We start from the raw sequence: 22,091 nt of genomic DNA, 5'->3' as shown, positions 1-22,091 counted from the left end.
CCATGAAAAATTTATATAAAATAATTGTCGTTACGCTTATAGCAACCTTCTCAACATCCTGTAATGATGATGAGTTTTTAGAACAAACATCTCCAGATCAACTCACCTCTGAAAGCTTTTGGAGAAACGCTGAAGATGCACAATCCGGATTGGTAGCCGCCTATTCAGAATTAGAATCTCGAAGTAATTTTTGGGATGGATGGCAAGAAGGACGACCTGTAGTTGAGTATTTCAGATCTGATTATGCTCTACCAGGACCAGATGCCAGTAATTATTCGCATTGGATGTCTATATTCAATTTTAACTACACCAATGGCCACACCTTTATTGATGTCATTTGGACCACAAATTATAAAGGGCTAAATTTCTCAAATCAAGTCATTACCAAGGTTGGCGAAATGACTTCAGATCAAATATCTGATGCGGAAAAAAAACAGATCATCGGAGAAGCGACTTTTTTAAGAGGCTATTATCACTTTAAATTACTGACGCTATATGAGCAAATCATATTAAGAACTGAAATGATTTCCAATGAAACCCTAGACAAACCTTTGGCATCGCGTCCAGAATCGTGGGAAGCCATCATAAAAGATTTCAAACAGGCTGCTGAGATGCTTAAAAACGTTGAAAGTACTGAGCCAGGTAGAGCTACCAAAGGAGCTGCTCTAGCGTATTTAGGAAAAGCATACCTCTACAAGGCAGGAGACCCTTCATCAGCAGAACCTTCAGATTTTGCTAATGCAGCAAGTGCACTTAAGCCTATCGTTGAGGGGGCTGCTGGAACTTATGCTTTGGAATCTGATTTTTCCAGCTTATTTAATGGTGAAAATGAAAACAACTCGGAATCTGTTTTTGAACTGCAATTTAAAAGTGGTGATGCAACCTCTTGGAATGCGACGCGTTTGCACGCCTTTGTAGGCGATTGGGCCATTGGCGGTTGGGGTGGTATTGCAGCCACTATGAATGTTGTAAATGACATGAAAAAAGAAGGAAAGATTGCTAGTAACGGACTTTACGATTATAGACTTTATGGCTCACTATATTTTAGAGATCCATATTATAATGACCCAAGCACCAATGCAATGCAGGGAAGCACTTGGGATCAACTTATGAATGATACTTACGGGAACACTAATGATAATTCAGCTTACTTTAGAAAATGGTTGCCAAATTATGTCTCCAACAATAGTTATGTTGGGGTAAATGTGGTACTGATGCGTTATGCTGATGTGTTACTGATGTATGCAGAAGCCTTAAATGAGACAGGTGCAACCCCACAAGCCATCACTATTATCAATGAAGTGAGAAGAGTACACGGCAATATGCCGCCAATAACTGCGGTGTCTCAGGCAGACGTTAAAAAACAAATCATACATGAACGTACAATGGAATTTACCTTGGAGTCTGTTCGATTCTTTGACTTACGACGATGGAATTTGTTAGACGAGGCCATGCAAGCAGCAGGGAGAACGAATTTTAGTGCAGCTTCTCATGCCTACTTGCCAATTCCGCTATCAGAAATTAATTCAAACTCTAAAATAAATTAAATTTTATTGATTTTATTAGCCAAAAAGGGCCGTCATTACAATAATGACAGCCTTTTTTTTGATTTTAGATACTTGAATCAACATTCCCATTTGGCACAGACAACACCAATTTGATGCAAACAAAAAATGCAACAAACTATCTAATAGTAAGTTGCATTTTTATTACGTGACCTGCCACTGCTTTTTGGACAATTATCAGTCCTTTATACCCTGACCGATTTAAATTTCCTGCCTGACCTATTTGTTAACTACTACGTATATAGGGACAGATAGTATCTAATCTTAAGAAAGATTATTCTAATATGTTTAAGGATGGGGATTTTGTTAATTTATTTTTCTACTTTGTAACACATTGTGCGGTGAAAGATCTATTTGTGCTGCATGTCTTTCTAAAACTAGGAGAAATCCTAAAACTTCAGTGTCTATTAAAAAAATATTTCTATGAATAAAAGAGAATTATCTTTAGTAAACATCAGATATCTATCGATCCTTGTATTTGTATTAATACTAAACTGTAAAAGTGAGCTTAATACTTCCCACCAAACAAATGAAGAAGTGATATTTAAAACAGACGCATTGGCGGGTGAATGGATAAAGTTCTCCTACTATGATGGCGTTAATTTTAAAAATAAATTTGTGGAAATTGATACTTCTGAAACGACAGCATTAGACGTATCTAAACTTAATACCCGTTTTGTTACCATAAACTTAAAAGGTATGTCGGAAGACGTTTTTTTAACAACTGAAGATACAGTACTTATAAACATAAATAAATCTGGTGATGAAAACTCCCTGAGTTTTTCCGGGAAAAATGCAGCACATTATAATTATTTTGGAAACCTAATTCAATTTTACCAAAACTCCCCAAGTTATTTGGACAACATAAATAATTATCAATTAAAATGTAATCAATATTTTGAGACAAGAAAAAATTATATTGATGACTATTGCAAAACAAATAATTGCTCTATAGATTTTAAAAAATGGATCCTGAATGAATTATTTTCAGAGCATTATTCACATCTTATATCTCCTATAGTTCAAGAAAAAGTAACTTTAAATGAAGTACCGTCAGATTATTTTGATAAAATAGATATCTACGCATTTGAAAATTTAGATTTAAGTTCACGAAAAAGTACGTATGCATTTAGTACTTATATTAAAAATTATTTTACAGAACCTTCTTTGAAATTTTCAAAAAAAGAGATTAACGACCAATTGGATTTTATAAATAAATACATAAAAGGCGCACATCGAGAGTTTGCATTAACAGATATTTATATTAGTAATCACGTTAATTTGCTACCAAGCAATATAGATATGCTAAAAGCAAAGATGATGACATCTAAAAAGAATATGACCCAGAAGCTTTACATCGATAAGATTACTGAAATTGAAAACGAGTTTAAAAAGATAAACAACAAACTTCCTGATTCTATATTGAATGTTAAGGTTACTTCATTAGATAACAAAACTTATCAAATCAATGATTTAATCAATGAGAACAAAGGTACAGTCTTAGTCTTTGATGTTTGGGCGAGCTGGTGCGTCCCTTGTTTACATGACATTGAGGTATCTAAGGAGTATAGAAGCAGATTGAATGATGAAGGAAAAGTAAAATGGGTGTTTTTATCTTTTGACAGAGAAAAAGGAAGAAGTAAATGGATAGCCAAATCAAAAGAAAAAGAAGCGTTTGGATTATTAGAAAATCAATATTTAATTCATGACATTGATATACCTCGATTTTCAGCTTTCTCCAATATAGATAGTAGCGGGATTCCAAAGTACCTTATTTTTGACAAGGAAGGAGATTTAATTTTACTGGATGCGCCGCATCCTTCAGATTCTTTATTTTTTGAAAGAGCTATAAAGGATTTATATTAAGAATAGCCAAAAGAAAGTTTATTGGTGTTATTAAGGAGTTTCACATGGGCTCCTTTTTTATGCATTACCACTTTCGCTATACTCGAATCCTTTATCTTATTTCTTCGAACGACAAAAAAAGGGAGCTCAGAAAAACAGCACTCAAACCAAAAGATGCGCCCTGTCTACTCTTTAAAGCCCACGAAGTACACAGCTGCATGAAACGGACTGCCCGATGTACGTATGCCGGCCAACAACCACCGATAGCCTAAGCGGATCTTAAATAAAAACTTAAACATAATCTCTTTTTCACAGGACGGTGCGATTGCTGCAAGGGCTGTAAAAAAGTATGACCAGTAGCGTGGAGATTTTTTTCTGACAGGCGTAGCGCACCCTTGCAGCTCTAGATCAATAGACCTTATGAGCTCAAAGTTGTTGGATATTAGTACAGGAAGAGGTCTCCCATGAGAGTCCTAATTAACTAATTGTGTTCCGGACTTGATTCTAAAACACTGTTCTTCACCAAGAAATAAGGGGTCACCGTGTTTTTCAGACCAAAAACCGTCCAATACATCTTTTGTTATGCAACGGTATACGGCAACGCCTTTATATATCTCCAAATTTTCACCTTGATAGTTAAAATTAATCACCAAAATATTGTCTTTAAAAAACCCTGTTCCTTGCTGTACTTGGACATCATTTATGAGCCATTTTGCGCGGATTCTGTTGTGCTCGTTTAAGGATAAAGATAGAATGCCTTTATAGGTAGTTTCAGTGTCTTCTTGATTTTTACCTATTATGGAGTAGTCCCCTACTAATTCTTGTAATGTCATTTATGCTAGTGTGTATTCGGATTTTAAATTTCTGCTTTAAGATATGGTAATTTTAGGTGAATTGAACCTTAACGTGGACGGCTAAAATTATATAATTGGAAGGCGTTACCAATTTTAGTTTCCATGATTTCTCTAAAAACCATTATTCCTGTTTCACTATTCTCAATGATTTTCTGCCGTGACGATTTCCTTAAAAATGTCTACTGAGCAGACACTTTGAACGAGAGGCAACTGAATATCAGACACTTTGAATGATTTGATATCAATTTACATGTATGCCTAAAAACAGGAAAACCATGCGAAACGTAGTGTTTGCATGGTTTTAGTGCTTTTACTTAAAGCGTCTTGTGACCTCGACTGGATTCAAACCAGTAACCTCTTGAGCCGTAATCAAGTGCGCTATTCAGTTGCGCCACGAGGCCTTTTTAAGTGGGTGCAAATATAATACTTTTATTAAATTAGTACCAAATAATTATTACAAATTTCTAATTGTTTATTTTTGAATTATGATAAACCAAGAGTTATTAACGCCATTCAAATATCAATTTGATGCACCCATCATCAAAAGCATTTCAACATACGGCATCATCAAGCATTTTAGAAAAGATGATATCATCATGGATATCGGTCAAGACCTGACACATGTTCCATTGCTTTTAAACGGCAACATTAAAGTGTTACGGGAAGACCATAATGGAAATGAGCTTCTATTATATGTATTAGAATCAGGAGACACCTGTTCAATGTCCTTAACCTGCTGCATGGACAAATCGAGCAGCAAAATTAGGGCCGTTGCCGATAAAGATTCCACTGTCATTATGATTCCTAATGATCTAATGTCAACATGGTTTCATACAAATGAAAGTTGGCGCAACTTTATCTTGCAAAGCTATCAGATTCGTTTTAATGAAATGCTCGAAACTATTGACACATTGGCCTTCATGAAAATGGATGAACGCCTTTTTAAATACCTCAAAGATCATGTTAAGTTGAATGCTTCTGAAACAATTTCAAAAACCCATCAGGAAATTGCGGAAGATTTAAATACATCAAGGGTAGTTGTTTCTCGGGTATTAAAACAATTGGAAAATGAAGGCAAAATTATTTTGAGCCGTAATAAGCTGGAAGTATTGAATTTTTAAGTCAATATTATTTCAATTCAGTTCATTTGCTACCCTTATATTTGCATAAATTTAATTAATATGGATTACATTTTACAACCATGGCCTTGGTATGTTGCCGGCCCGATGATGGCAATTATCATGTTTACGCTTGTCTATTTTGGAAAAACATTTGGTATGTCTTCCAATTTAAGAACTTTATGCACCATTGCCGGTGCGGGAAAAAAGACAAAATTCTTCGATTTCGATTGGAAAGCACAACGATGGAATCTTACCGTGGTATTGGGCGCCGTTATTGGCGGATTTATTGCTCATTTTTTACTCTCCGTTCCCACTGATATAGATCTTAATCCTGTAACAGTTGAAAGTCTCTCGCAATATGGATTTGAAAATATTGGCAAATCATTGTTACCCGCTGAGCTTTATAGCTGGGATGCTGTCTTAAGTTTGAAAGGATTGTCAATATTAATTATTGGAGGCTTCTTGGTTGGTTTCGGTACACGTTACGCTGGTGGATGTACTTCTGGTCACGCCATTACCGGGCTGAGCAACTTGCAACTGCCTTCATTAATTGCCGTAATAGGATTTTTCCTTGGCGGTTTAATTATGATTCATTTAGTATTCCCTTTAATTTTCGGTTAATATAACCTGTCTTTATGCACATCTGGAATTCATTTAAATCGTAGTTCTAGATGCATGGGCATTAAATCATATAAAAAAGCACAGATGAAATTTATAAAATTTTTACTCGTTGGAGTGGTCTTTGGAATTGTCCTCGTTAAATCAGAAGCCGTATCTTGGTATCGCATCTATGAAATGTTCAGGTTTGAATCGTTTCATATGTATGGCATTATTGGTTCAGCTGTTGCGACTGGGGTTCTTTTGATGCTCCTTACAAAAAAATTCAAATTCAAAAATATTGAAGGCGGGTTTATGAGAGTTCCTGATAAAGAAAAGGGCCTGGTTCGTTATATCGTGGGTGGTACACTCTTCGGATTGGGATGGGCGCTATCTGGCGCTTGTCCGGGACCAATGTATGTTTTAGTTGGCACGGGAGTTTTCTCGATACTCATTCTCATTTTTGCTGCTATCTTAGGAACGTATGTTTATGGTGTACTAAAAGATAGATTACCTCATTAATTATGGATACACTGCACATTATAGGTTTTATTGGCGCACTTTTGGTTGGCTTTGTATTAGGGCTTATTGGTGGCGGCGGTTCTATATTAACAGTACCTATTTTGGTTTATCTTTTGGGCTTTAACCCTATTATTGCTACGGCATATTCATTATTTATTGTGGGGTCTTCATCTTTGGTTGGGACCATCCAAAAACACAAAAAAAAACTAGTGGATATTAAAACCGGTTTAATCTTTTCATTTCCTTCCTTTCTTGCAGTTTATTTAACACGTCGTTATTTAGTACCAAGTCTACCAGATACTTTTTTCCAAGTGAATGATTTCATCTTTACAAAAGAAGTGGCTATCATGTTGTTTTTTGCAATCATCATGTTGTTATCATCAATTTCGATGATTAGAAAGAAAAAAGAAGTGGACGGACCTCAAAAAAATCAAGCTTATTACCTGACATTTATTCAAGGCTTAATTATCGGAACCATTACTGGGCTAATTGGTGCAGGTGGCGGATTTTTATATGTTCCAGCATTGGTGCTATGGGCCAATCTCCCTATGAAGAAAGCGGTTGGCACCTCATTGGTCATTATTACAATCAACTCGCTTATTGGTTTTACTGGAGATGTACAAAACATAGATGTCGATTGGAAGTTTTTACTCGCCTTTTCAACTCTTACCATTATTGGAATTATTTTAGGCGGTTATGCTTCTAAACATGTGTCTAATGAAAGTTTAAAACGAGGATTTGGGTACTTTACGCTTATCATGGCATGTTATATTATGTATATGGAATTAACATAATACTAGGGCAACCTAAGTTACAATACGTTATGGATCGATTTTATATCTTTGGAATTGGATGCAAAAAAACACATTTTAAGTGCATTATAAAATATGAATAAAGCCTTTTGACTAGGGCATACAATATTAAAATTATGAAAATAGAACAAATATATACAGGCTGTTTGGCACAAGGGGCATATTATATTGAATCAGAAGGCGAAGTTGCAATCATTGATCCATTGCGCGAAATACAACCTTATATTGAAAAGGCAAACGCTGAAAACGCAAAAATTAAATACGTTTTTGAAACTCATTTTCATGCTGATTTTGTCTCTGGCCATGTAGATTTAGCCAATAAAACTGGCGCCACCATTGTTTACGGACCGGGAGCTGAAACCACTTATGATATTCATTCTGCTACAGATGGCGAAGAGTTTAACATTGGAAAAATTACTATTAAAGCCTTACATACCCCGGGACACACCTTAGAATCAACAACATTTTTGTTGATTGATGAAAATGGTAACAACCATGCTATATTTTCGGGCGATACTTTGTTTTTAGGTGATGTAGGCCGTCCTGATTTAGCTATTAAATCTGATTTGACAAAAGAAGATTTGGCAGGAATGCTTTACGATTCCCTTCGCACAAAAATAATGACTTTGGCGGATGACGTTATTGTGTATCCCGCTCATGGGGCAGGTTCTGCTTGCGGAAAGAACTTGAGTAAGGAAACCGTTGGCACTATTGGAGATCAAAAGAAAACCAATTATGCGCTTCGTGCTGATATGACCAAAGAGGAATTCATTAAAGAAGTTTTGGATGGTATGCCGCCGCCACCTCAGTATTTTGCAAAAAATGCGATGATGAATAAAACAGGTTACGATGCTTTTGAAAAGGTTATGGAAACTGGAAATGTGCCCTTATCTCCAGAAACGTTTGAAGCGATGGCAAACCATGAAGATGCATTAGTGTTGGATGTCAGAACTCAACAAGATTTTATTGCAGGTCATGTTCCTAATTCTATTTTTATTGGTTTGAACGGGCAATTTGCCCCTTGGGTTGGCGCCCTAATAACCGATTTAAAGCAACCGCTGATTTTGGTAGTGCCTAAAGGTAAAAGCGAGGAGGCTGTGACACGTTTATCCCGTGTAGGATATGACAACACGCTTGGGTATTTAGAAGGCGGCATTGACGCTTGGAAAGCTTCCGGTAAAGATGTAGGAACTTTAGAATCCATATCTGCCGAAGAATTTGCAACTAAAGCAAGATCAGAAAAACTCAACATTCTTGATGTTAGGAAAGATGGCGAGTATAAAGCATCTCATTTAGAAAACGCACAACATTTTTCTTTGGATTTCATTAATAAGCAAATGAACCAGATCGATTCTAAAAAAACCTACCATGTGCATTGTGCTGGTGGATACCGTTCCGTTATTGCGGCCTCGATATTGAAAGCTCGTGGATTTGATAAGTTGGTGGATGTAGCCGGCGGATTTGGAGCAATTAAGAAAACCGATTTGCCTATTACGGAATTTGTATGCCCTTCAACCTTATAAAAAGATGCTTTATTAAGCACGGAGTATACATCAATACAAAAAACCTCACTAGTTTGAAACTCGTGAGGTCTTTTTATTTATTCTAATGAGCTTGTTTATACAATCTCCGCACTCAGTCCCGCTTGCAAAAGCTTGGAACATCTTGGCTCAAGATCGTCATAAGAACCCGTTTTTACAGTACACTTTCCTTTATAATGTACCAATATTGAGCATTGTTCTGCTTGCTCTGGTGTATGATCACACGCATAGATCAATGTGTCAATAACATAATCAAAGGTATTGACATCATCATTGTACAATACAATCTCGTTCTGATTTTGCTCTAGGGTATCAACGAGAAGGTCTTCTTGAATTTTCTCTTTAGTACTCATTTTTTAGTCTTCATTGTACAGAAATCAATCTGTAGTTCATAATTAAAGTATTAAGTCTTACTAATTTACGAATTTTAGCGCAACCCATTTATTTTTTTCCAATCTATCAACGTAGGTCAAACCCTGTTTATTGCATTCTTCCTCAATGGCTGGAATATCATCCACATAAAACCCGCTCAAGTACATTGCGCCGTTCGGGTTCATGCATTTAGCATAAGTACCTAAATCATTTAAAAGAATATTTCGATTAATGTTAGCAATTACAATGTCATACTTTTGATCCTTTAACAGACTTGCATCGCCTTCCAATACGGTTATTTGTTCGCAATTGTTGCGCTCAACATTTTCCAAACTATTCACATAGCACCAATTGTCATAATCTATGGCATCAATAGGTTTTGCACCTTTCATCTCTGCAAGAATCGCCAAAACGCCTGTCCCGGACCCCATGTCCAGCACTGATTTGCCTTTAAAATCATCCTTAAGAATGTGCTGAATCATCATATGGGTGGTTTCATGATGCCCGGTTCCAAAACTCATTTTCGGCTCGATGATAATATCATATTGCGTGTCAGGCTTTTCATGAAAAGGCGCCCGTACTGAACACACATCATCAACTACAATAGGGTTGAAATTCTTTTCCCATTCTTCATTCCAATTGGTTTGCTCTATATTTTCAAAGGTGTATGAAATTTCAAATTCGTCAGAATTTAAAATCTGAATATCTTCAAGAATCGCGTCATTCCACTCGTCCTTTTGAATATAAGCCGTTACACCATCTTCAGTTTCTACAAAACTTTCAAAACCAGCATAACCTAATTCTGCAATTAAAATTTCAGTACCTGGCTGCAATGGGGCCACCTTGAAATGATACCCTATATAAATGGTATTTGACATGTATACGATACAATTAAGTTGTAGTTGTCGTATTTAAAATCCAAAACCGACACCTAAGCATGTTAAAAAAATTAAAACGAATTTGCAATGGCAAAAAAGTCGTCAGCATTTAGCGCTGCACCACCTATCAACCCTCCATCAACATCCGGTTTAGAAAAAATCTCCTTAGCGTTGTTGGGTTTTACACTACCACCGTACAAAATAGAAGTTTCATCTGCAACATCATTACCATATTTGGCAGCCAAAGTTTTTCTGATAAATGCGTGCATATCTTGAGCCTGTTCCGGGCTTGCAGTTTCTCCTGTACCAATAGCCCAAACTGGCTCATAAGCCAATACAATATGCTGAAGTGCTGAGGCGTCTAAATGAAATAACGCATTCTTTATCTGATTCTCCACTATGGTTTCGTGGTTGTCAGCTTTTCGGTCTTTTAGTTCTTCACCAAAACAAAATATTACCCGCAACTCGTTTTTTAAAGCTGTATCAACTTTTTTAGCCAAAATAGCATCTGTTTCATTAAAGTACGCACGACGCTCACTGTGGCCTAAAATGACGGTCTTAATTCCTAAGCTTTTCAACATTGCCGCGCTCACTTCTCCAGTGTATGCCCCAGATTCAGCAAAATGCATGTTTTGAGCAATGACTTCAATAGGGTGGTCTTTTAACGTATTGAATGCCTGCCAAAGATTGGTGAAGGACGGGGCAACCATAACCTCAACGTCTGATGGGTTATTCTGTAATTTTAATTCTCTGATCAATGTTTCGGTTTCCGATAAATCATTGTTCATTTTCCAATTTCCTGCTACTATATTTTTTCTCATATCCGATTCTAAATCCAGCTCTAATGACAGGATTTCCATATTTAGTTACTATTATAATTTTAAGTCTTCAATATCATTCCAATGCTTTTTCTGCATCACAGTTCCTTTATTTAAGATGACTACACCAGGATTTGAACGCACAATGGTTTTAAGTACTTTTTCATCGCACAGATAAAATTCAAAATCCAATTGATAATCCGCTTTTATCTTTTGTTTTGTGGCATCATCACTAGTGGTCATCCCAATAACAGTATAGCCTTTTTTAAGCGCTTCATCTGACAACCTTTTTAATTTTGCCATACCTTCTTTTTCCGAAGATCTCAAATTATAAGCCACAATCATCAACAATTTATCCTTTTCCAAGAAATATGAGGTTAAATCTTCATCCTCTGACTCGATGGAGAAATCTTGGATTTTAGGAAGATCGGCTGCTTGAATTTCTTTGGTTTCGACAGCGATAATTTCATCGTACGCCGCTGGTCCTTGTCCGCGATCTGTCAATACTTTTTCCTCACCATTTAGGGTGTAGGTCCACTCATAATCAATAATCGCTCTTTTTGCATCTGGAGCCAATTGCATATTATCTTGAATATTATCTCCAATTTTATAAGCTCTAAAATCTATGGCTGGTAAATGCATGAGTACATAATACGCAAATGAAAGGGATGCCAAAAAGCTGAGTAGTGCTACCACAGTACTACCCAATCTGCTAAAGATAGGCTTGATATGTTTAACCCCTAAAAAGAGAATTAATATAAAGAACAGTAAAATGATGTCCTTAGTAAAACTTTGCCAAGGTGTGAGCGGCATAGCATCTCCAAAACAACCACAGTCCTTTACCTTATCATAATAAGCTGAATAAAAGGTAAGGAAGGTAAAAAATATAATCATCAGCAGTAAGCTCCAAACTGTAAATTTCGGTTTATAGCCCATAAGCAAGAAGATGCCCAAAACCACCTCAAAAACCACTACAATAATTGCTATCCCCAAGGCATACGGTTCTAAAAACGGAATATTTAAAACTTGCGCACTAAAATATTCTTGTAGTTTATAAGCAAAACCCAACGGGTCATTTAGCTTTACAAAGCCCGAAATGACATAAAGGAGGCCAACTATTATTCTACTAATCCAAACTAAAACCTTCATATATTAAATCTATTTTTTAGGCTCCTAGAGCACTGCTTTTACTTATATTTATTTTGATTCGCTCAAATGAATCATGGCAAAAACCGCGTAATTGATCATATCCTGATAATTGGCGTCAATACCTTCACTAACGATGGTTTTGCCTGCATTATCTTCAATCTGTTTAACACGTAGTAATTTCTGCAAAATAAGATCGGTAAGACTACTCACTCTCATATCGCGCCAAGCTTCACCATAATCATGATTTTTATTCATCATGAGTGCTTTTGATAATGCTACTTTTTCATCATAAAGCTTCGTCGCTTCCTCTAAAGATAAGTCAGGTTTCTCTACCACGCCCTTTTCCAATTGAATGAGCGCCATAGTACAGTAATTGATAATACCAATAAACTCACTCTCCTCCCCCTCATCAACCTTACGTTCAGAATTTTGTTGCAAACCTCTGATGCGCTGTGCTTTGATGAATATTTGATCAGTTAATGATGGCAACCTTAAAATGCGCCAGGCACTTCCATAATCGGACATTTTATTTACAAAGAGATTTCGGCATTTTTCAATAACGGCATCATATTGTTTTGAGGTATCTTGCATAGAAACTGGTAATTTTGCGTAAATTTCGCTTAAATTGTTCAAAGTTCAAAACGAATAGCCACGAATAGACGAATGTATGGTTTTATAGAGCATAAAACCCAAGTATTACATTTCCGGGATAAACTCAAATTGTAGAAACCATAGATAATTTCGCAGAAAAAAAACAAAAATGACCATTAATTGCAAAGGAGAACTTATTGATTTAACCATTCCCAAAGTTATGGGAATATTAAATCTAACTCCTGATTCTTTTTATGATGGCGGCGTTAATACTAAAGACGCGGTTATTTTGAAGCACGTTGAAAAAATGCTGAATGATGGCGCCACTTTTATTGATATTGGCGCTTACAGTTCAAGACCTAGTGCGACGCACATCAGCGAGGCAGAAGAATTACAGCGTTTGCTCCCCATTTTAAAGTTATTGACTCAAACCTTTCCTGATATTCTCATATCCATCGACACGTTTAGAAGTGAAGTAGCCAAACAATCTATTGCTGCTGGGGCGTGTATGATCAATGATATTTCGGCCGGAAAAATGGACGATACTATGTTGGAAACTGTTGCGAAACTTAAAGTACCTTATGTTATGATGCACATGAAAGGAACGCCACAAAATATGCAGCAACAAGTTACCTATGATCACCTGATTAAAGACATTTTGTTATATTTTTCTGAACGAATTGCTGCGGCGCGGGCATTAGGCCTTGTGGATATTATTGTAGATCCTGGGTTCGGGTTTTCAAAAACGATTGCGCAAAATTATGAATTGTTGAAGCTTTTAAATGCATTTAAAAGGTTAGACAAACCTGTCTTAGTTGGCATATCAAGAAAATCTATGATTTATAAACTATTAGAGGCTTCTCCATCTGAAGCTTTAAATGGCACTACTGTTTTAAATACCATGGCACTGCAACAAGGCGCCTCCATCCTACGGGTGCATGATGTTAAGGAAGCCATGGAATGCATTCAACTTACACAGCAAATAAAAACTTAAGTCATGAAACATCTCTTACTCAGTTTACTGGTGTTAACGTTTTCTTGTTCTAAAGAAAAATCGGTATTGTTACCCGAAATAACCAATGCGAAAATAACCAAAGTTACTGACGTTTCTCCAGCCTATTTATTTTACGATAAAACCAAAAATGACAGTACAGATTTAAATAGAGGCAATTTAATTAGTACGACCAATTGGTTGGTAAATGTTGACAAACGACTCACTTTAAAGCAGGCCATCCCAAAAATTATTTTGTTACAAAATAAAAAACGGAATGCAGACCATAAAAATGAAACCGCAAAAAATTATTATACCTGTAATGACACCAGCATTAAAAACCTCGGCTTTATAGAGTTTACTGATGTGATATATAAAATCAATTACGTATCACCTAATGTTACGCCAGATTATAACAACCCTAGAGAGCGCAAAATCATATTGGATTTTAGTAGTCCATCAGATATAAAATTAGTGACAATCTTAAAAGATTCTATTTTAAAAAATTCTACACTTTATAGCGTGCAAAAGGATTTAGAAGATCTAGCAAATCAAATGCAGTATGAAATTTATCTAAACATCAAAGATAAATTAACTTTTCAGGATTATATTTCTTTAAAATCAGTGTTGTCTCAAATTGATTCATCCAAAATTACCGTCAATACTAACGAATTTATTTATTAATCATATTTTTCTAATTTTACAAAAACACATCAGGATTGGATCAACTTAAATTTTGGGATTTCGGCATCATAGATTTTATAGACGTATTCCTAGTTGCCATACTATTATATTACGTTTACAAACTTATAAAGGGTACCGTTGCCATCAACATCTTTATTGGCATCATTATTATTTATTTTGTTTGGAAATTGACTACATTTTTAAAAATGGGCCTATTGAGCACCATTTTTAATGGATTTATGGATGTGGGTATTATTGCTTTGATTGTTGTTTTTCAACCAGAAATACGCAAGTTTTTATTAATGGTAGGTTCTACTAATTTTGGCAATAAGCGAAAATTTTTGAGACATCTTAATTTCTTAAAAACTGAAGAACAAGTTCAAACCGATGTTGACGTACTCATTTCTGCTTGCCAAAAAATGGCTTCCACTAGAACTGGAGCCTTAATAGTCTTAGAACGCAGCAATAATCTCGATTTTTTAACCAGCTCTGGTGACGCCATGAATATTGGAGTGACCCAACCCATTATTGAAAGTATATTTTTTAAAAATAGTCCTCTACATGATGGCGCCATTGTAATTGCCAATAATATTGTTAAGGCAACTCGTGTCATTCTTCCTGTCAGTAATGAGCGAAATATTCCGTTACGTTTTGGATTACGACACAGGGCTGCGGTGGGTATAACTGAAAAAACGGATGCTTTAGCGATTGTGGTGAGTGAGGAAACAGGGCAAATTAGCTATATCAAAAATGGTGAATTTATCATGTTTAAAGATAATGACGAGCTGATTATGATGATTAAAAAGGACTTGGCTTAAAATAGCTTTTAGGTCTCAGAATCACAATTCAATTTAAGCTGTTTTAGCTTTTAAGAACTGTACTTCGTATAAATTTTTATAGTACCCATCAATATTTTGAAGTAACTCCTGGTGTGTTCCCTGTTCTACGATACGTCCTGAGTCCATCACAATAATTCGATCGGCCTTCTGAATTGTTGCCAAACGGTGTGCAATTACAATAGAGGTTCTGCCCTTTGTAATTTTTTCAGTAGCTACTTGCATTAAATGTTCTGAATAAGAATCTACTGAAGACGTTGCCTCATCTAATATTAAAATACTCGGATTGGTTACATAAGCCCTCAAAAAGGAAATTAATTGACGTTGCCCTGAAGACAGCATAACGCCGCGTTCCTTTACATTATAATCATAGCCTTGCGGTAGGCTCATTATAAATTCATCAATTCCAATGTCTTTAGCCGCTTGCTTAACTTGAGCCTCTGTAATATCCGGATTGTTGAGCGTGATATTATTCATGATCGTATCCGCAAAGAGAAAAACATCCTGAAGCACCACTGCAATCTGCGCCCTCAATGAAATTAAAGTCATCTCCTTAATATTGACACCATCCACATAAATTGTTCCTTTTTGAATGTCATAAAAACGGTTGAGCAAATTAATTATCGTAGACTTCCCTGCTCCAGTAGCACCCACAATAGCGATAGTTTGACCTGACTTTACATCAAATGAGATGCCTTTTAATACCTCTTCGTCATCAATATATGAAAAGTGAACATTTTCAAATTTGATATTCCCTTCAAAATGTGCTGCTTCAATAGTACCTACGTCGTCTATTTGAGATGTCGTATCCAAAACATCAAACACCCGATTGGCTGCAACAATTCCCATTTGTAAGGTGTTAAAACGATTTGCAATTTGGTTTAGGGGTCTAAATAACATAGGAATCATCATAATAAAAGCAAACAAATCACCTTGAGATGCTAAATCATCCGACAAAATATTTAGTCCGCCATACCATACCACAAGTCCTAAAGTAAGCGACGATAAAAATTCTGCAATAGGAAAAAATACAGAATTATACCACACTGTCTTTAACCACCCTTTTTTATGGCGTGCGTTAATTTCCTTAAATTTACGATATTCAGTTTCTTCTCTTGTAAACAACTGTAATATTTTCATTCCTGTAACGCGTTCCTGGACAAAGGAATTAAGATTAGAAACCTCATTACGAACATCTTCAAAAGCAATCTTCATATACTTTTGAAAGATTTTAGTAGCGAAAAGCACAAGTGGTAACGTTGTAAATACCATTAAAGCAAGTTTCCAATTCATCCATAACATTACACCGCCCACTACCAACATCTTGAGCATGTCACTGAAGATCATAAAAAGCCCCTCCCCAAAGATATCTGAAATACGTTCCATATCCGTTACAGTTCTTGTAATTAAAACTCCAACAGAAGAATTATCAAAATATTTCATTTTGAAACTCATAATATGCTTAAACAGTTTCACCCTGATGTCTTTAACCACAGATTGGCCCAACCAACTAGAATTATAGATAAATAGCAATTGGCATACCACCTCTAAAATCAATAATACAATCATTAAGATGATGTAAAACAAAAACCCATCATAATGTTGGAGTTCTATATGATTGTCAATGGCTTGCTGTAAAACATAAGGTCTAAGGGCACCAAAAACAGCTAGTCCCGTAACAAACAACAAAGTAAGTGTAAACACGAATTTATATGGTTTGATGTATTGCATCAAACGCTTAAACAAGCCCACATCATAAACTTTAGTTTTCTTTTTGGCACTCATAATCTTATTCTACGTTATAAATAGTGTTGGGATATTGAATATTTGTTAAATATAATCCTTGAGCAGGAACTGAAAAGCCAGCTTCGCCTCTATTTTTAGATTTGATGATGTCATGTAATTGTGCAACTTCCATTTTACCTAACCCAATATTGACCATAGTGCCCACAATGGCACGCACCATATTTCTTAAAAATCGGTCGGCAGTAATGATAAAAGTCAATTCCGTCCCATTTAACACCCATCTGGCTTCTTTAATATCACAATAATACGTTTTTACGTCTGTATTACTTTTCGAAAAGCATTGAAAGTCTTTATACTGCAATAAGATAGTGCAGGCCTCATTCATTTTATCCAGATCTAAAGACAAATGGATTTTGTAAGCAAAATCATGGGTAAATACATTTTTTGTATTAGAAATTCGGTAATTATATGTTCTACTTAAAGCATTAAACCTAGCATGGGCTTTATCTTTTACTCTAAAGATTCGGTGGATAGCGATATCATGCGGTAAAAACCAATTAATCTTAAAAATAAGGATCTCTACATCCACTGGTTCGTCCACATCAAAATGAGCATACATTTGAGAAGCATGGACACCTGCATCTGTTCGTCCAGCACCCATTATTCTTATAGATGTTCTCAATAAAGTTGATAAAGCATGCTCTATAACCTGTTGCACTGAAATGGCATTAGGCTGATTTTGCCAGCCATGATAGGCTTTCCCGTTATATGACAATTCGATAAAATATCTCAATGTGACTGTGGTAGATTTTGATAGTTTAATATCTGACATAAATGCTTTTCATGCATCTTAATTGAAACAGAGTTCAAGTTTATGTCTTTATCACTAATTTTGTGAGTTGCAAAGATAACGAGAATTCCGTTTTAAAAGCCCAGAGCTTTCAGAAACCTCTTGATCATTACATAAATCTTATTAAAATAATTCAGCTTGAAAAAAATCCTACTTCTTTCAGATACGCATAGCTACATTGATGAGGCCATTATAAAGCATGTAAAAGCAGCCGATGAAGTATGGCACGCTGGAGACATTGGCGACTTAACAGTAACAGATACCATTAAAAAACTAAAACCTCTTAGAGCTGTTTATGGCAACATAGATGGCACCGATGCCCGTAAGGAATTCAGTGAAAATAACAGATTTATGTGCGAAAACGTAGATGTTTTTATAACACATATAGGTGGCTATCCGGGCAAGTACAATAATAGGGTTAGGGAATTGCTCTATAAAAACCCACCAAAGCTGTTTATTTGTGGACACTCCCATATTTTGAAAGTCATGCCTGACAAAAAATTAAATCTTCTACACATGAACCCTGGAGCTATAGGAAAACACGGTTTTCATACTGTAAGGACTATGCTTCGTTTTACCATTGATGAGAGTAAGATTGATAACTTAGAGGTGATTGAATTTAAAAAGTAGGGCGAATTTTTTCTTACTATTATTTTTGATTAATAAATACCTAATGTTTTGGTAATTACTAAGTTGTGATAAAGTACGCATTAACAAGGTGTTTTATGCAATCAGCCCACTATTTATTTATCTTCGTAAAAATGGTTATACTGTTGAAGAAATCCGACATTTAATCGCTATAGTCCAAGCAACAGCACCCAATGCGCTTTCGGTTTTTACAACCATGAGGCTATTGAAGAGATCCCGCTTTTCAGCGGGATAGCCTCCCTGTCGGCAGACAGGTTCAACCAACAAAACCCAATGCGCCTTCGGCTTTTGGAAATGGTTATATTATTAATGAGATCCCGCTTTTCAGCGGGATAGTTCAACCAACAAAACCCAATGCGCCTTCGGCTTTTGGGTGTTGGGTTTCACTAAAAAAACCCGAGATCTTCACCTCGGGTTTACGCACTAAAAAAATTAAGATATAAGGTTTATCGCAATCTATCGACAGATTTTACAAGATCTTCATCCTTTTTTATGGCCTTATTGGCTAACACCAAAAATACGATAGAAAAAATAGGAATAAAGATCCCAACGCCTTTCTCGGAAATTTGACTTTCTCCAGGCGCCATTAGCAATTGATATACAAATAGCCCTAATAAAATAAAGTTTAATATGATATTGAGTCGTCCCAGCACAAATTGGAACTTTCTATTTTGATAATTAAATATTGAAATCAAAGATAAGGCAGCTGATCCAAAAAACATAGCCAAATACAACATTTCATCTTTGGCATAAACAAGTACATCTTCAGTATTGGTCCACAAATGGAATACAAATATCAGGCCGCATGAAAATAGGGCTGCTATGAGTAAATATATGGTTTGAATGCGTTGTAACATGATTAATTCAATAAATTTAACGCTCAAAATTAATAGTTTCTTTTTAAATCATACTGTAATTTTTAAAATAAAATTGTATTATTGCAATAACATTCCGTTACTCGCAGAGTGATAGGGTGTTAAATCTTCAAAAATTACATTCGATTTTTCCTCTTCTTAATTCTAAACTAAGGTTCGGAACTAATCCAATTTCAATTTTATAATAATATTCATAAACATACATGTTTGAAATTTCGCAATTAAAAGAAAAGAAGCTTTCTGATTTACAAGAAATAGCTCAAAAACTTAATGTACCCAAATACCGTACACTCAAAAAATTAGATTTAGTTTATCAAATTCTAGATTTACAAGCTGCAAATCCGGATGTAGTGAAAACAGAAATTGCTGCTCCTGCCGACGTTAAATCTGAGACTCCTAAAACAGCTAAAACACCTCCTAAAAAGAAAAGAGAGCGTGTTGAAAAAAAACCTGCTGTTGACCAATCCCAACAAAAAATGGAATTGCCGGAGTCTAAAGCTGAAGCTAAAAAACCGGCCCCTAAGGCCACCACTCCAGAAGGCATATCTCACTCTGAAACTGCAAAATCAGCTAAAAGGGATGCATCTAATCCAAAAAAGGTAGAGCATAGAGATAAAAAGCAACATCCCCAAAAAGAAAAAGATAGCTCCAATAAACCTCAAAGAAAAGATAATAGGCAAGAGCGTTCTAGCGATACTAATGGGAACAAGTCAAACTCTAGAGACAATAATAATCGTGATAATAGTAATCATGCATCGTCAAAAGTAAATAACGGAAATAAGGATACTCGTAACCGTTACAGAGAACCAGATTTTGAATTTGATGCGATTATCGAAAGTGAAGGTGTTTTGGATATCATGCAAGATGGATACGGTTTTTTACGTTCCTCAGATTACAATTACCTATCCTCTCCTGACGACATTTATGTTTCACAGTCACAAATCAGATTATTTGGTCTTAAAACTGGAGACACTGTTCTTGGTCATGTAAGACCTCCTAAAGAAGGTGAAAAGTATTTCCCTTTAATAAAAGTTAGTAAAATTAACGGTCAAAAACCCGAAGTTGTAAGAGATCGGGTGTCTTTTGAACACTTAACACCGTTATTTCCACAAGAAAAATTCAATCTTGCCGAAAGACAAAGTACCATATCTACCCGAATTATGGATTTGTTCTCTCCCATTGGGAAAGGACAACGTGGTATGATTGTTTCACAACCTAAAACAGGTAAAACAATGCTACTTAAGGATGTTGCGAATGCCATTGCAGCTAACCATCCTGAAGTTTACCAAATGATTTTATTAATTGATGAGCGTCCCGAAGAGGTAACTGACATGCAACGAAATGTACGTGGTGAAGTTATTGCCTCTACATTTGACAAAGAAGCACATGAGCACGTCAAGATTGCCAATATTGTTTTAGAAAAAGCAAAACGCCTAGTAGAATGTGGCCATGATGTGGTGATATTATTAGATTCAATTACCCGTTTGGCAAGAGCTTATAATACTGTTCAACCGGCATCAGGAAAAATATTAAGTGGTGGTGTTGATGCCAATGCGTTACATAAACCAAAACGTTTCTTTGGTGCCGCCCGTAACATTGAAAATGGTGGATCTCTTACCATTATTGCGACAGCATTAACTGAAACAGGTTCTAAAATGGACGAGGTGATTTTTGAAGAATTTAAAGGTACTGGCAATATGGAGTTACAGCTGGATCGAAAAATCTCTAACCGTCGTATCTTCCCTGCTATTGATTTGACTTCATCAAGTACGCGTAGAGATGACTTATTATTAGATGAAAACACCATTCAAAGAATGTGGGTGATGCGCAAGTATCTTGCAGATATGAACCCTGTAGAGGCTATGGAATTTATTAATGATAGAGTCAAGAAAACTAGAAATAATGAAGAATTCTTATTATCTATGAATGGATAGTCCAGAGTTTTATAAATAATAAAAATCCCCGAATCATAAAATTCGGGGATTTTTTTGCACTATGATTAGCTTTAAAAAAAGGAATAACATTTTGCAATGTCATTCCTTCCTATAATTGATTCTAATTCTTCACTACCAAGACTACGGTAAGAACCGTATCACCTTCCATGCGTACGGTTATGAAATACACACCATCCTGCAATCCATACACAGGAACTGAATAATGACCATTGACAAATGGAGGATACGAAATGGTATCTATATATTTTCCGGCAGTATCATGGAGACTAATTCCTGCAACAACATCATCAGTAGATGCATTTAACATGAATACCTTAGCAAAACCTTTAGCTGGATTTGGTTTGATAACTGCTTTCAATTTACCTGCTCTGTCACCTACTGTAATTACTATAAAGGCTGTGTCTGTAAGTAAACCATCTGTAACAGTAAGTTCAACAGTATACGATCCAGGCGTATCAAACACATGCGTTGGATTCATCTCGTTACTAGTGGTCCCATCTCCGAAGTTCCATGAGTAACTTTTGATTCCATTATCATCCGTGGATCTGCTTCCTGTAAAGAATACTTTAAATGGTGCCGTTCCTAAAACCTCACTCGCCGTAATAACCGCAATTGGTGCTTGATTCTCCGCAGGTATTTTGACGGTCCAAGTAAAGGTCACCTTGGTACTCTCTGATGGCGTGCCATCATCGGTTACCGTAACCTCTACTGTATACGGACTGTTGGTCGCACTGCCCGTGGCGACAGTTCCGCTGATCAATCCCGTACTGGCATCTATGGTGAGTCCGTTTGGAAGTCCCATTGCGCTATAGGTCAATGCATCCGACTCTGGGTCTGTTGC

Annotated in this window: 22 protein-coding genes and 1 tRNA gene; 12 read left to right on the top strand and 11 right to left on the bottom strand. The window is 36.0% G+C overall.

Annotation, left to right across the window (positions count from 1 at the left end):
- Positions 1 to 2: 2 nt before the first annotated feature.
- Together BXY82_RS06810 and BXY82_RS06805 are read left to right on the top strand one after the other, a co-directional pair.
- A complete protein-coding gene (locus BXY82_RS06810; RefSeq protein ID WP_133757460.1) occupies positions 3 to 1,547 on the top strand; it encodes a RagB/SusD family nutrient uptake outer membrane protein in 1,545 nt (514 codons plus the stop codon).
- Positions 1,548 to 1,988: 441 nt separating this feature from the next.
- Positions 1,989 to 3,431 carry a TlpA family protein disulfide reductase gene (locus tag BXY82_RS06805; RefSeq protein ID WP_133757459.1) on the top strand — a complete coding sequence of 481 codons (1,443 nt, stop codon included), beginning with the start codon at positions 1,989 to 1,991 and terminating at the stop codon, positions 3,429 to 3,431.
- Between the two features lie 452 nt (positions 3,432 to 3,883).
- Here the strand turns inward: BXY82_RS06805 and BXY82_RS06800 are convergent, their stop codons facing one another.
- Complete coding sequence (locus BXY82_RS06800) at positions 3,884 to 4,243, bottom strand: hypothetical protein (RefSeq protein ID WP_133757458.1); 360 nt, start codon at positions 4,241 to 4,243, stop codon at positions 3,884 to 3,886.
- Positions 4,244 to 4,591: 348 nt separating this feature from the next.
- A tRNA-Arg gene (locus BXY82_RS06795) sits at positions 4,592 to 4,665 on the bottom strand.
- Between the two features lie 84 nt (positions 4,666 to 4,749).
- On the opposite strand from BXY82_RS06795, the gene BXY82_RS06790 reads away from it, so the two are divergent.
- From BXY82_RS06790 to BXY82_RS06770, 5 genes are all read left to right on the top strand, one after another.
- Positions 4,750 to 5,385: a Crp/Fnr family transcriptional regulator gene (locus tag BXY82_RS06790; protein WP_133757457.1), complete on the top strand. Its 636-nt coding sequence runs from the start codon at positions 4,750 to 4,752 to the stop codon at positions 5,383 to 5,385.
- Between the two features lie 60 nt (positions 5,386 to 5,445).
- On the top strand, positions 5,446 to 6,006 hold the full coding sequence (locus BXY82_RS06785; protein ID WP_133757456.1) for a YeeE/YedE family protein: 561 nt from the start codon (positions 5,446 to 5,448) through the stop codon (positions 6,004 to 6,006).
- A gap of 84 nt (positions 6,007 to 6,090) precedes the next feature.
- On the top strand, positions 6,091 to 6,504 hold the full coding sequence (locus tag BXY82_RS06780; RefSeq protein ID WP_133758606.1) for a DUF6691 family protein: 414 nt from the start codon (positions 6,091 to 6,093) through the stop codon (positions 6,502 to 6,504).
- A gap of 2 nt (positions 6,505 to 6,506) precedes the next feature.
- The gene (locus tag BXY82_RS06775) at positions 6,507 to 7,298 is read left to right on the top strand and encodes a sulfite exporter TauE/SafE family protein (RefSeq protein ID WP_133757455.1); all 792 of its coding nucleotides are present in this window, start codon (positions 6,507 to 6,509) and stop codon (positions 7,296 to 7,298) included.
- A 134-nt stretch (positions 7,299 to 7,432) separates the two neighbouring features.
- Positions 7,433 to 8,839 (top strand): MBL fold metallo-hydrolase, encoded by a 1,407-nt coding sequence (locus BXY82_RS06770; RefSeq protein WP_133757454.1) that lies wholly within the window; start codon positions 7,433 to 7,435, stop codon positions 8,837 to 8,839.
- A gap of 95 nt (positions 8,840 to 8,934) precedes the next feature.
- Here BXY82_RS06770 and BXY82_RS06765 read toward each other — a convergent pair whose 3' ends face one another.
- From BXY82_RS06765 to BXY82_RS06745, 5 genes are all read right to left on the bottom strand, one after another.
- Positions 8,935 to 9,210 (bottom strand): ATP-dependent Clp protease adaptor ClpS, encoded by a 276-nt coding sequence (locus BXY82_RS06765; RefSeq protein ID WP_133757453.1) that lies wholly within the window; start codon positions 9,208 to 9,210, stop codon positions 8,935 to 8,937.
- A gap of 60 nt (positions 9,211 to 9,270) precedes the next feature.
- Entirely contained in the window at positions 9,271 to 10,107 is an 837-nt protein-coding gene (gene prmA, locus BXY82_RS06760; RefSeq protein WP_133757452.1) for a 50S ribosomal protein L11 methyltransferase, read from the bottom strand.
- 71 nt (positions 10,108 to 10,178) lie between these two features.
- Positions 10,179 to 10,928 carry a triose-phosphate isomerase gene (gene tpiA, locus BXY82_RS06755; RefSeq protein WP_133758605.1) on the bottom strand — a complete coding sequence of 250 codons (750 nt, stop codon included), beginning with the start codon at positions 10,926 to 10,928 and terminating at the stop codon, positions 10,179 to 10,181.
- A gap of 51 nt (positions 10,929 to 10,979) precedes the next feature.
- Positions 10,980 to 12,074: a BT_3928 family protein gene (locus BXY82_RS06750; RefSeq protein WP_133757451.1), complete on the bottom strand. Its 1,095-nt coding sequence runs from the start codon at positions 12,072 to 12,074 to the stop codon at positions 10,980 to 10,982.
- A 48-nt stretch (positions 12,075 to 12,122) separates the two neighbouring features.
- Entirely contained in the window at positions 12,123 to 12,665 is a 543-nt protein-coding gene (locus BXY82_RS06745) for a DUF1599 domain-containing protein (protein WP_133757450.1), read from the bottom strand.
- A gap of 169 nt (positions 12,666 to 12,834) precedes the next feature.
- Here BXY82_RS06745 and folP point away from each other — a divergent pair, with 169 nt between their 5' ends.
- From folP to BXY82_RS06730, 3 genes are read left to right on the top strand one after another with little or no spacing between them, the layout of a single operon-like run.
- Positions 12,835 to 13,659 (top strand): dihydropteroate synthase, encoded by an 825-nt coding sequence (folP, locus tag BXY82_RS06740; protein ID WP_133757449.1) that lies wholly within the window; start codon positions 12,835 to 12,837, stop codon positions 13,657 to 13,659.
- Between the two features lie 3 nt (positions 13,660 to 13,662).
- Positions 13,663 to 14,340 (top strand): hypothetical protein, encoded by a 678-nt coding sequence (locus BXY82_RS06735; RefSeq protein ID WP_133757448.1) that lies wholly within the window; start codon positions 13,663 to 13,665, stop codon positions 14,338 to 14,340.
- A gap of 35 nt (positions 14,341 to 14,375) precedes the next feature.
- Positions 14,376 to 15,158 carry a diadenylate cyclase gene (locus tag BXY82_RS06730; protein ID WP_133757447.1) on the top strand — a complete coding sequence of 261 codons (783 nt, stop codon included), beginning with the start codon at positions 14,376 to 14,378 and terminating at the stop codon, positions 15,156 to 15,158.
- Between the two features lie 33 nt (positions 15,159 to 15,191).
- On the opposite strand, the gene BXY82_RS06725 is transcribed toward BXY82_RS06730, so the two are convergent.
- A complete protein-coding gene (locus BXY82_RS06725; RefSeq protein ID WP_133757446.1) occupies positions 15,192 to 16,961 on the bottom strand; it encodes an ABC transporter ATP-binding protein in 1,770 nt (589 codons plus the stop codon).
- A 4-nt stretch (positions 16,962 to 16,965) separates the two neighbouring features.
- Positions 16,966 to 17,715 carry a tRNA pseudouridine(38-40) synthase TruA gene (truA, locus tag BXY82_RS06720; RefSeq protein ID WP_133758604.1) on the bottom strand — a complete coding sequence of 250 codons (750 nt, stop codon included), beginning with the start codon at positions 17,713 to 17,715 and terminating at the stop codon, positions 16,966 to 16,968.
- Between the two features lie 195 nt (positions 17,716 to 17,910).
- On the opposite strand from truA, the gene BXY82_RS06715 reads away from it, so the two are divergent.
- Positions 17,911 to 18,402, top strand: a complete 492-nt coding sequence (locus BXY82_RS06715; RefSeq protein WP_133757445.1) for a metallophosphoesterase family protein — start codon at positions 17,911 to 17,913, stop codon at positions 18,400 to 18,402.
- A 464-nt stretch (positions 18,403 to 18,866) separates the two neighbouring features.
- On the opposite strand, the gene BXY82_RS06710 is transcribed toward BXY82_RS06715, so the two are convergent.
- Positions 18,867 to 19,277 carry a DUF4293 domain-containing protein gene (locus BXY82_RS06710; protein ID WP_133758603.1) on the bottom strand — a complete coding sequence of 137 codons (411 nt, stop codon included), beginning with the start codon at positions 19,275 to 19,277 and terminating at the stop codon, positions 18,867 to 18,869.
- Positions 19,278 to 19,498: 221 nt separating this feature from the next.
- Between BXY82_RS06710 and rho the strand changes: the two genes are divergently transcribed.
- A complete protein-coding gene (rho, locus tag BXY82_RS06705; RefSeq protein ID WP_133757444.1) occupies positions 19,499 to 21,229 on the top strand; it encodes a transcription termination factor Rho in 1,731 nt (576 codons plus the stop codon).
- A 121-nt stretch (positions 21,230 to 21,350) separates the two neighbouring features.
- Here rho and BXY82_RS06700 read toward each other — a convergent pair.
- A partial coding sequence (locus BXY82_RS06700) for a PKD domain-containing protein (protein WP_133757443.1) occupies positions 21,351 to 22,091 on the bottom strand: 741 nt, incomplete at its 5' end.

This window comes from Gelidibacter sediminis (assembly GCF_004364975.1).
Classification (GTDB): Bacteria; Bacteroidota; Bacteroidia; order Flavobacteriales; family Flavobacteriaceae; genus Gelidibacter; species Gelidibacter sediminis.
This window is presented reverse-complemented; position numbering and strand designations above follow the sequence as displayed.

What these genes read in the sequence shown, in the direction of transcription:
- BXY82_RS06810 (WP_133757460.1), top strand. Translation starts at nt 3, where the DNA reads ATGAAAAATTTATATAAAATAATTGTCGTTACGCTTATAGCAACCTTC.
- BXY82_RS06805 (WP_133757459.1), top strand. Translation starts at nt 1,989, where the DNA reads ATGAATAAAAGAGAATTATCTTTAGTAAACATCAGATATCTATCGATC.
- BXY82_RS06800 (WP_133757458.1), bottom strand. Translation starts at nt 4,243, where the DNA reads ATGACATTACAAGAATTAGTAGGGGACTACTCCATAATAGGTAAAAAT.
- BXY82_RS06790 (WP_133757457.1), top strand. Translation starts at nt 4,750, where the DNA reads ATGATAAACCAAGAGTTATTAACGCCATTCAAATATCAATTTGATGCA.
- BXY82_RS06785 (WP_133757456.1), top strand. Translation starts at nt 5,446, where the DNA reads ATGGATTACATTTTACAACCATGGCCTTGGTATGTTGCCGGCCCGATG.
- BXY82_RS06780 (WP_133758606.1), top strand. Translation starts at nt 6,091, where the DNA reads ATGAAATTTATAAAATTTTTACTCGTTGGAGTGGTCTTTGGAATTGTC.
- BXY82_RS06775 (WP_133757455.1), top strand. Translation starts at nt 6,507, where the DNA reads ATGGATACACTGCACATTATAGGTTTTATTGGCGCACTTTTGGTTGGC.
- BXY82_RS06770 (WP_133757454.1), top strand. Translation starts at nt 7,433, where the DNA reads ATGAAAATAGAACAAATATATACAGGCTGTTTGGCACAAGGGGCATAT.
- BXY82_RS06765 (WP_133757453.1), bottom strand. Translation starts at nt 9,210, where the DNA reads ATGAGTACTAAAGAGAAAATTCAAGAAGACCTTCTCGTTGATACCCTA.
- prmA (WP_133757452.1), bottom strand. Translation starts at nt 10,107, where the DNA reads ATGTCAAATACCATTTATATAGGGTATCATTTCAAGGTGGCCCCATTG.
- tpiA (WP_133758605.1), bottom strand. Translation starts at nt 10,928, where the DNA reads ATGAGAAAAAATATAGTAGCAGGAAATTGGAAAATGAACAATGATTTA.
- BXY82_RS06750 (WP_133757451.1), bottom strand. Translation starts at nt 12,074, where the DNA reads ATGAAGGTTTTAGTTTGGATTAGTAGAATAATAGTTGGCCTCCTTTAT.
- BXY82_RS06745 (WP_133757450.1), bottom strand. Translation starts at nt 12,665, where the DNA reads ATGCAAGATACCTCAAAACAATATGATGCCGTTATTGAAAAATGCCGA.
- folP (WP_133757449.1), top strand. Translation starts at nt 12,835, where the DNA reads ATGACCATTAATTGCAAAGGAGAACTTATTGATTTAACCATTCCCAAA.
- BXY82_RS06735 (WP_133757448.1), top strand. Translation starts at nt 13,663, where the DNA reads ATGAAACATCTCTTACTCAGTTTACTGGTGTTAACGTTTTCTTGTTCT.
- BXY82_RS06725 (WP_133757446.1), bottom strand. Translation starts at nt 16,961, where the DNA reads ATGAGTGCCAAAAAGAAAACTAAAGTTTATGATGTGGGCTTGTTTAAG.
- BXY82_RS06710 (WP_133758603.1), bottom strand. Translation starts at nt 19,277, where the DNA reads ATGTTACAACGCATTCAAACCATATATTTACTCATAGCAGCCCTATTT.
- rho (WP_133757444.1), top strand. Translation starts at nt 19,499, where the DNA reads ATGTTTGAAATTTCGCAATTAAAAGAAAAGAAGCTTTCTGATTTACAA.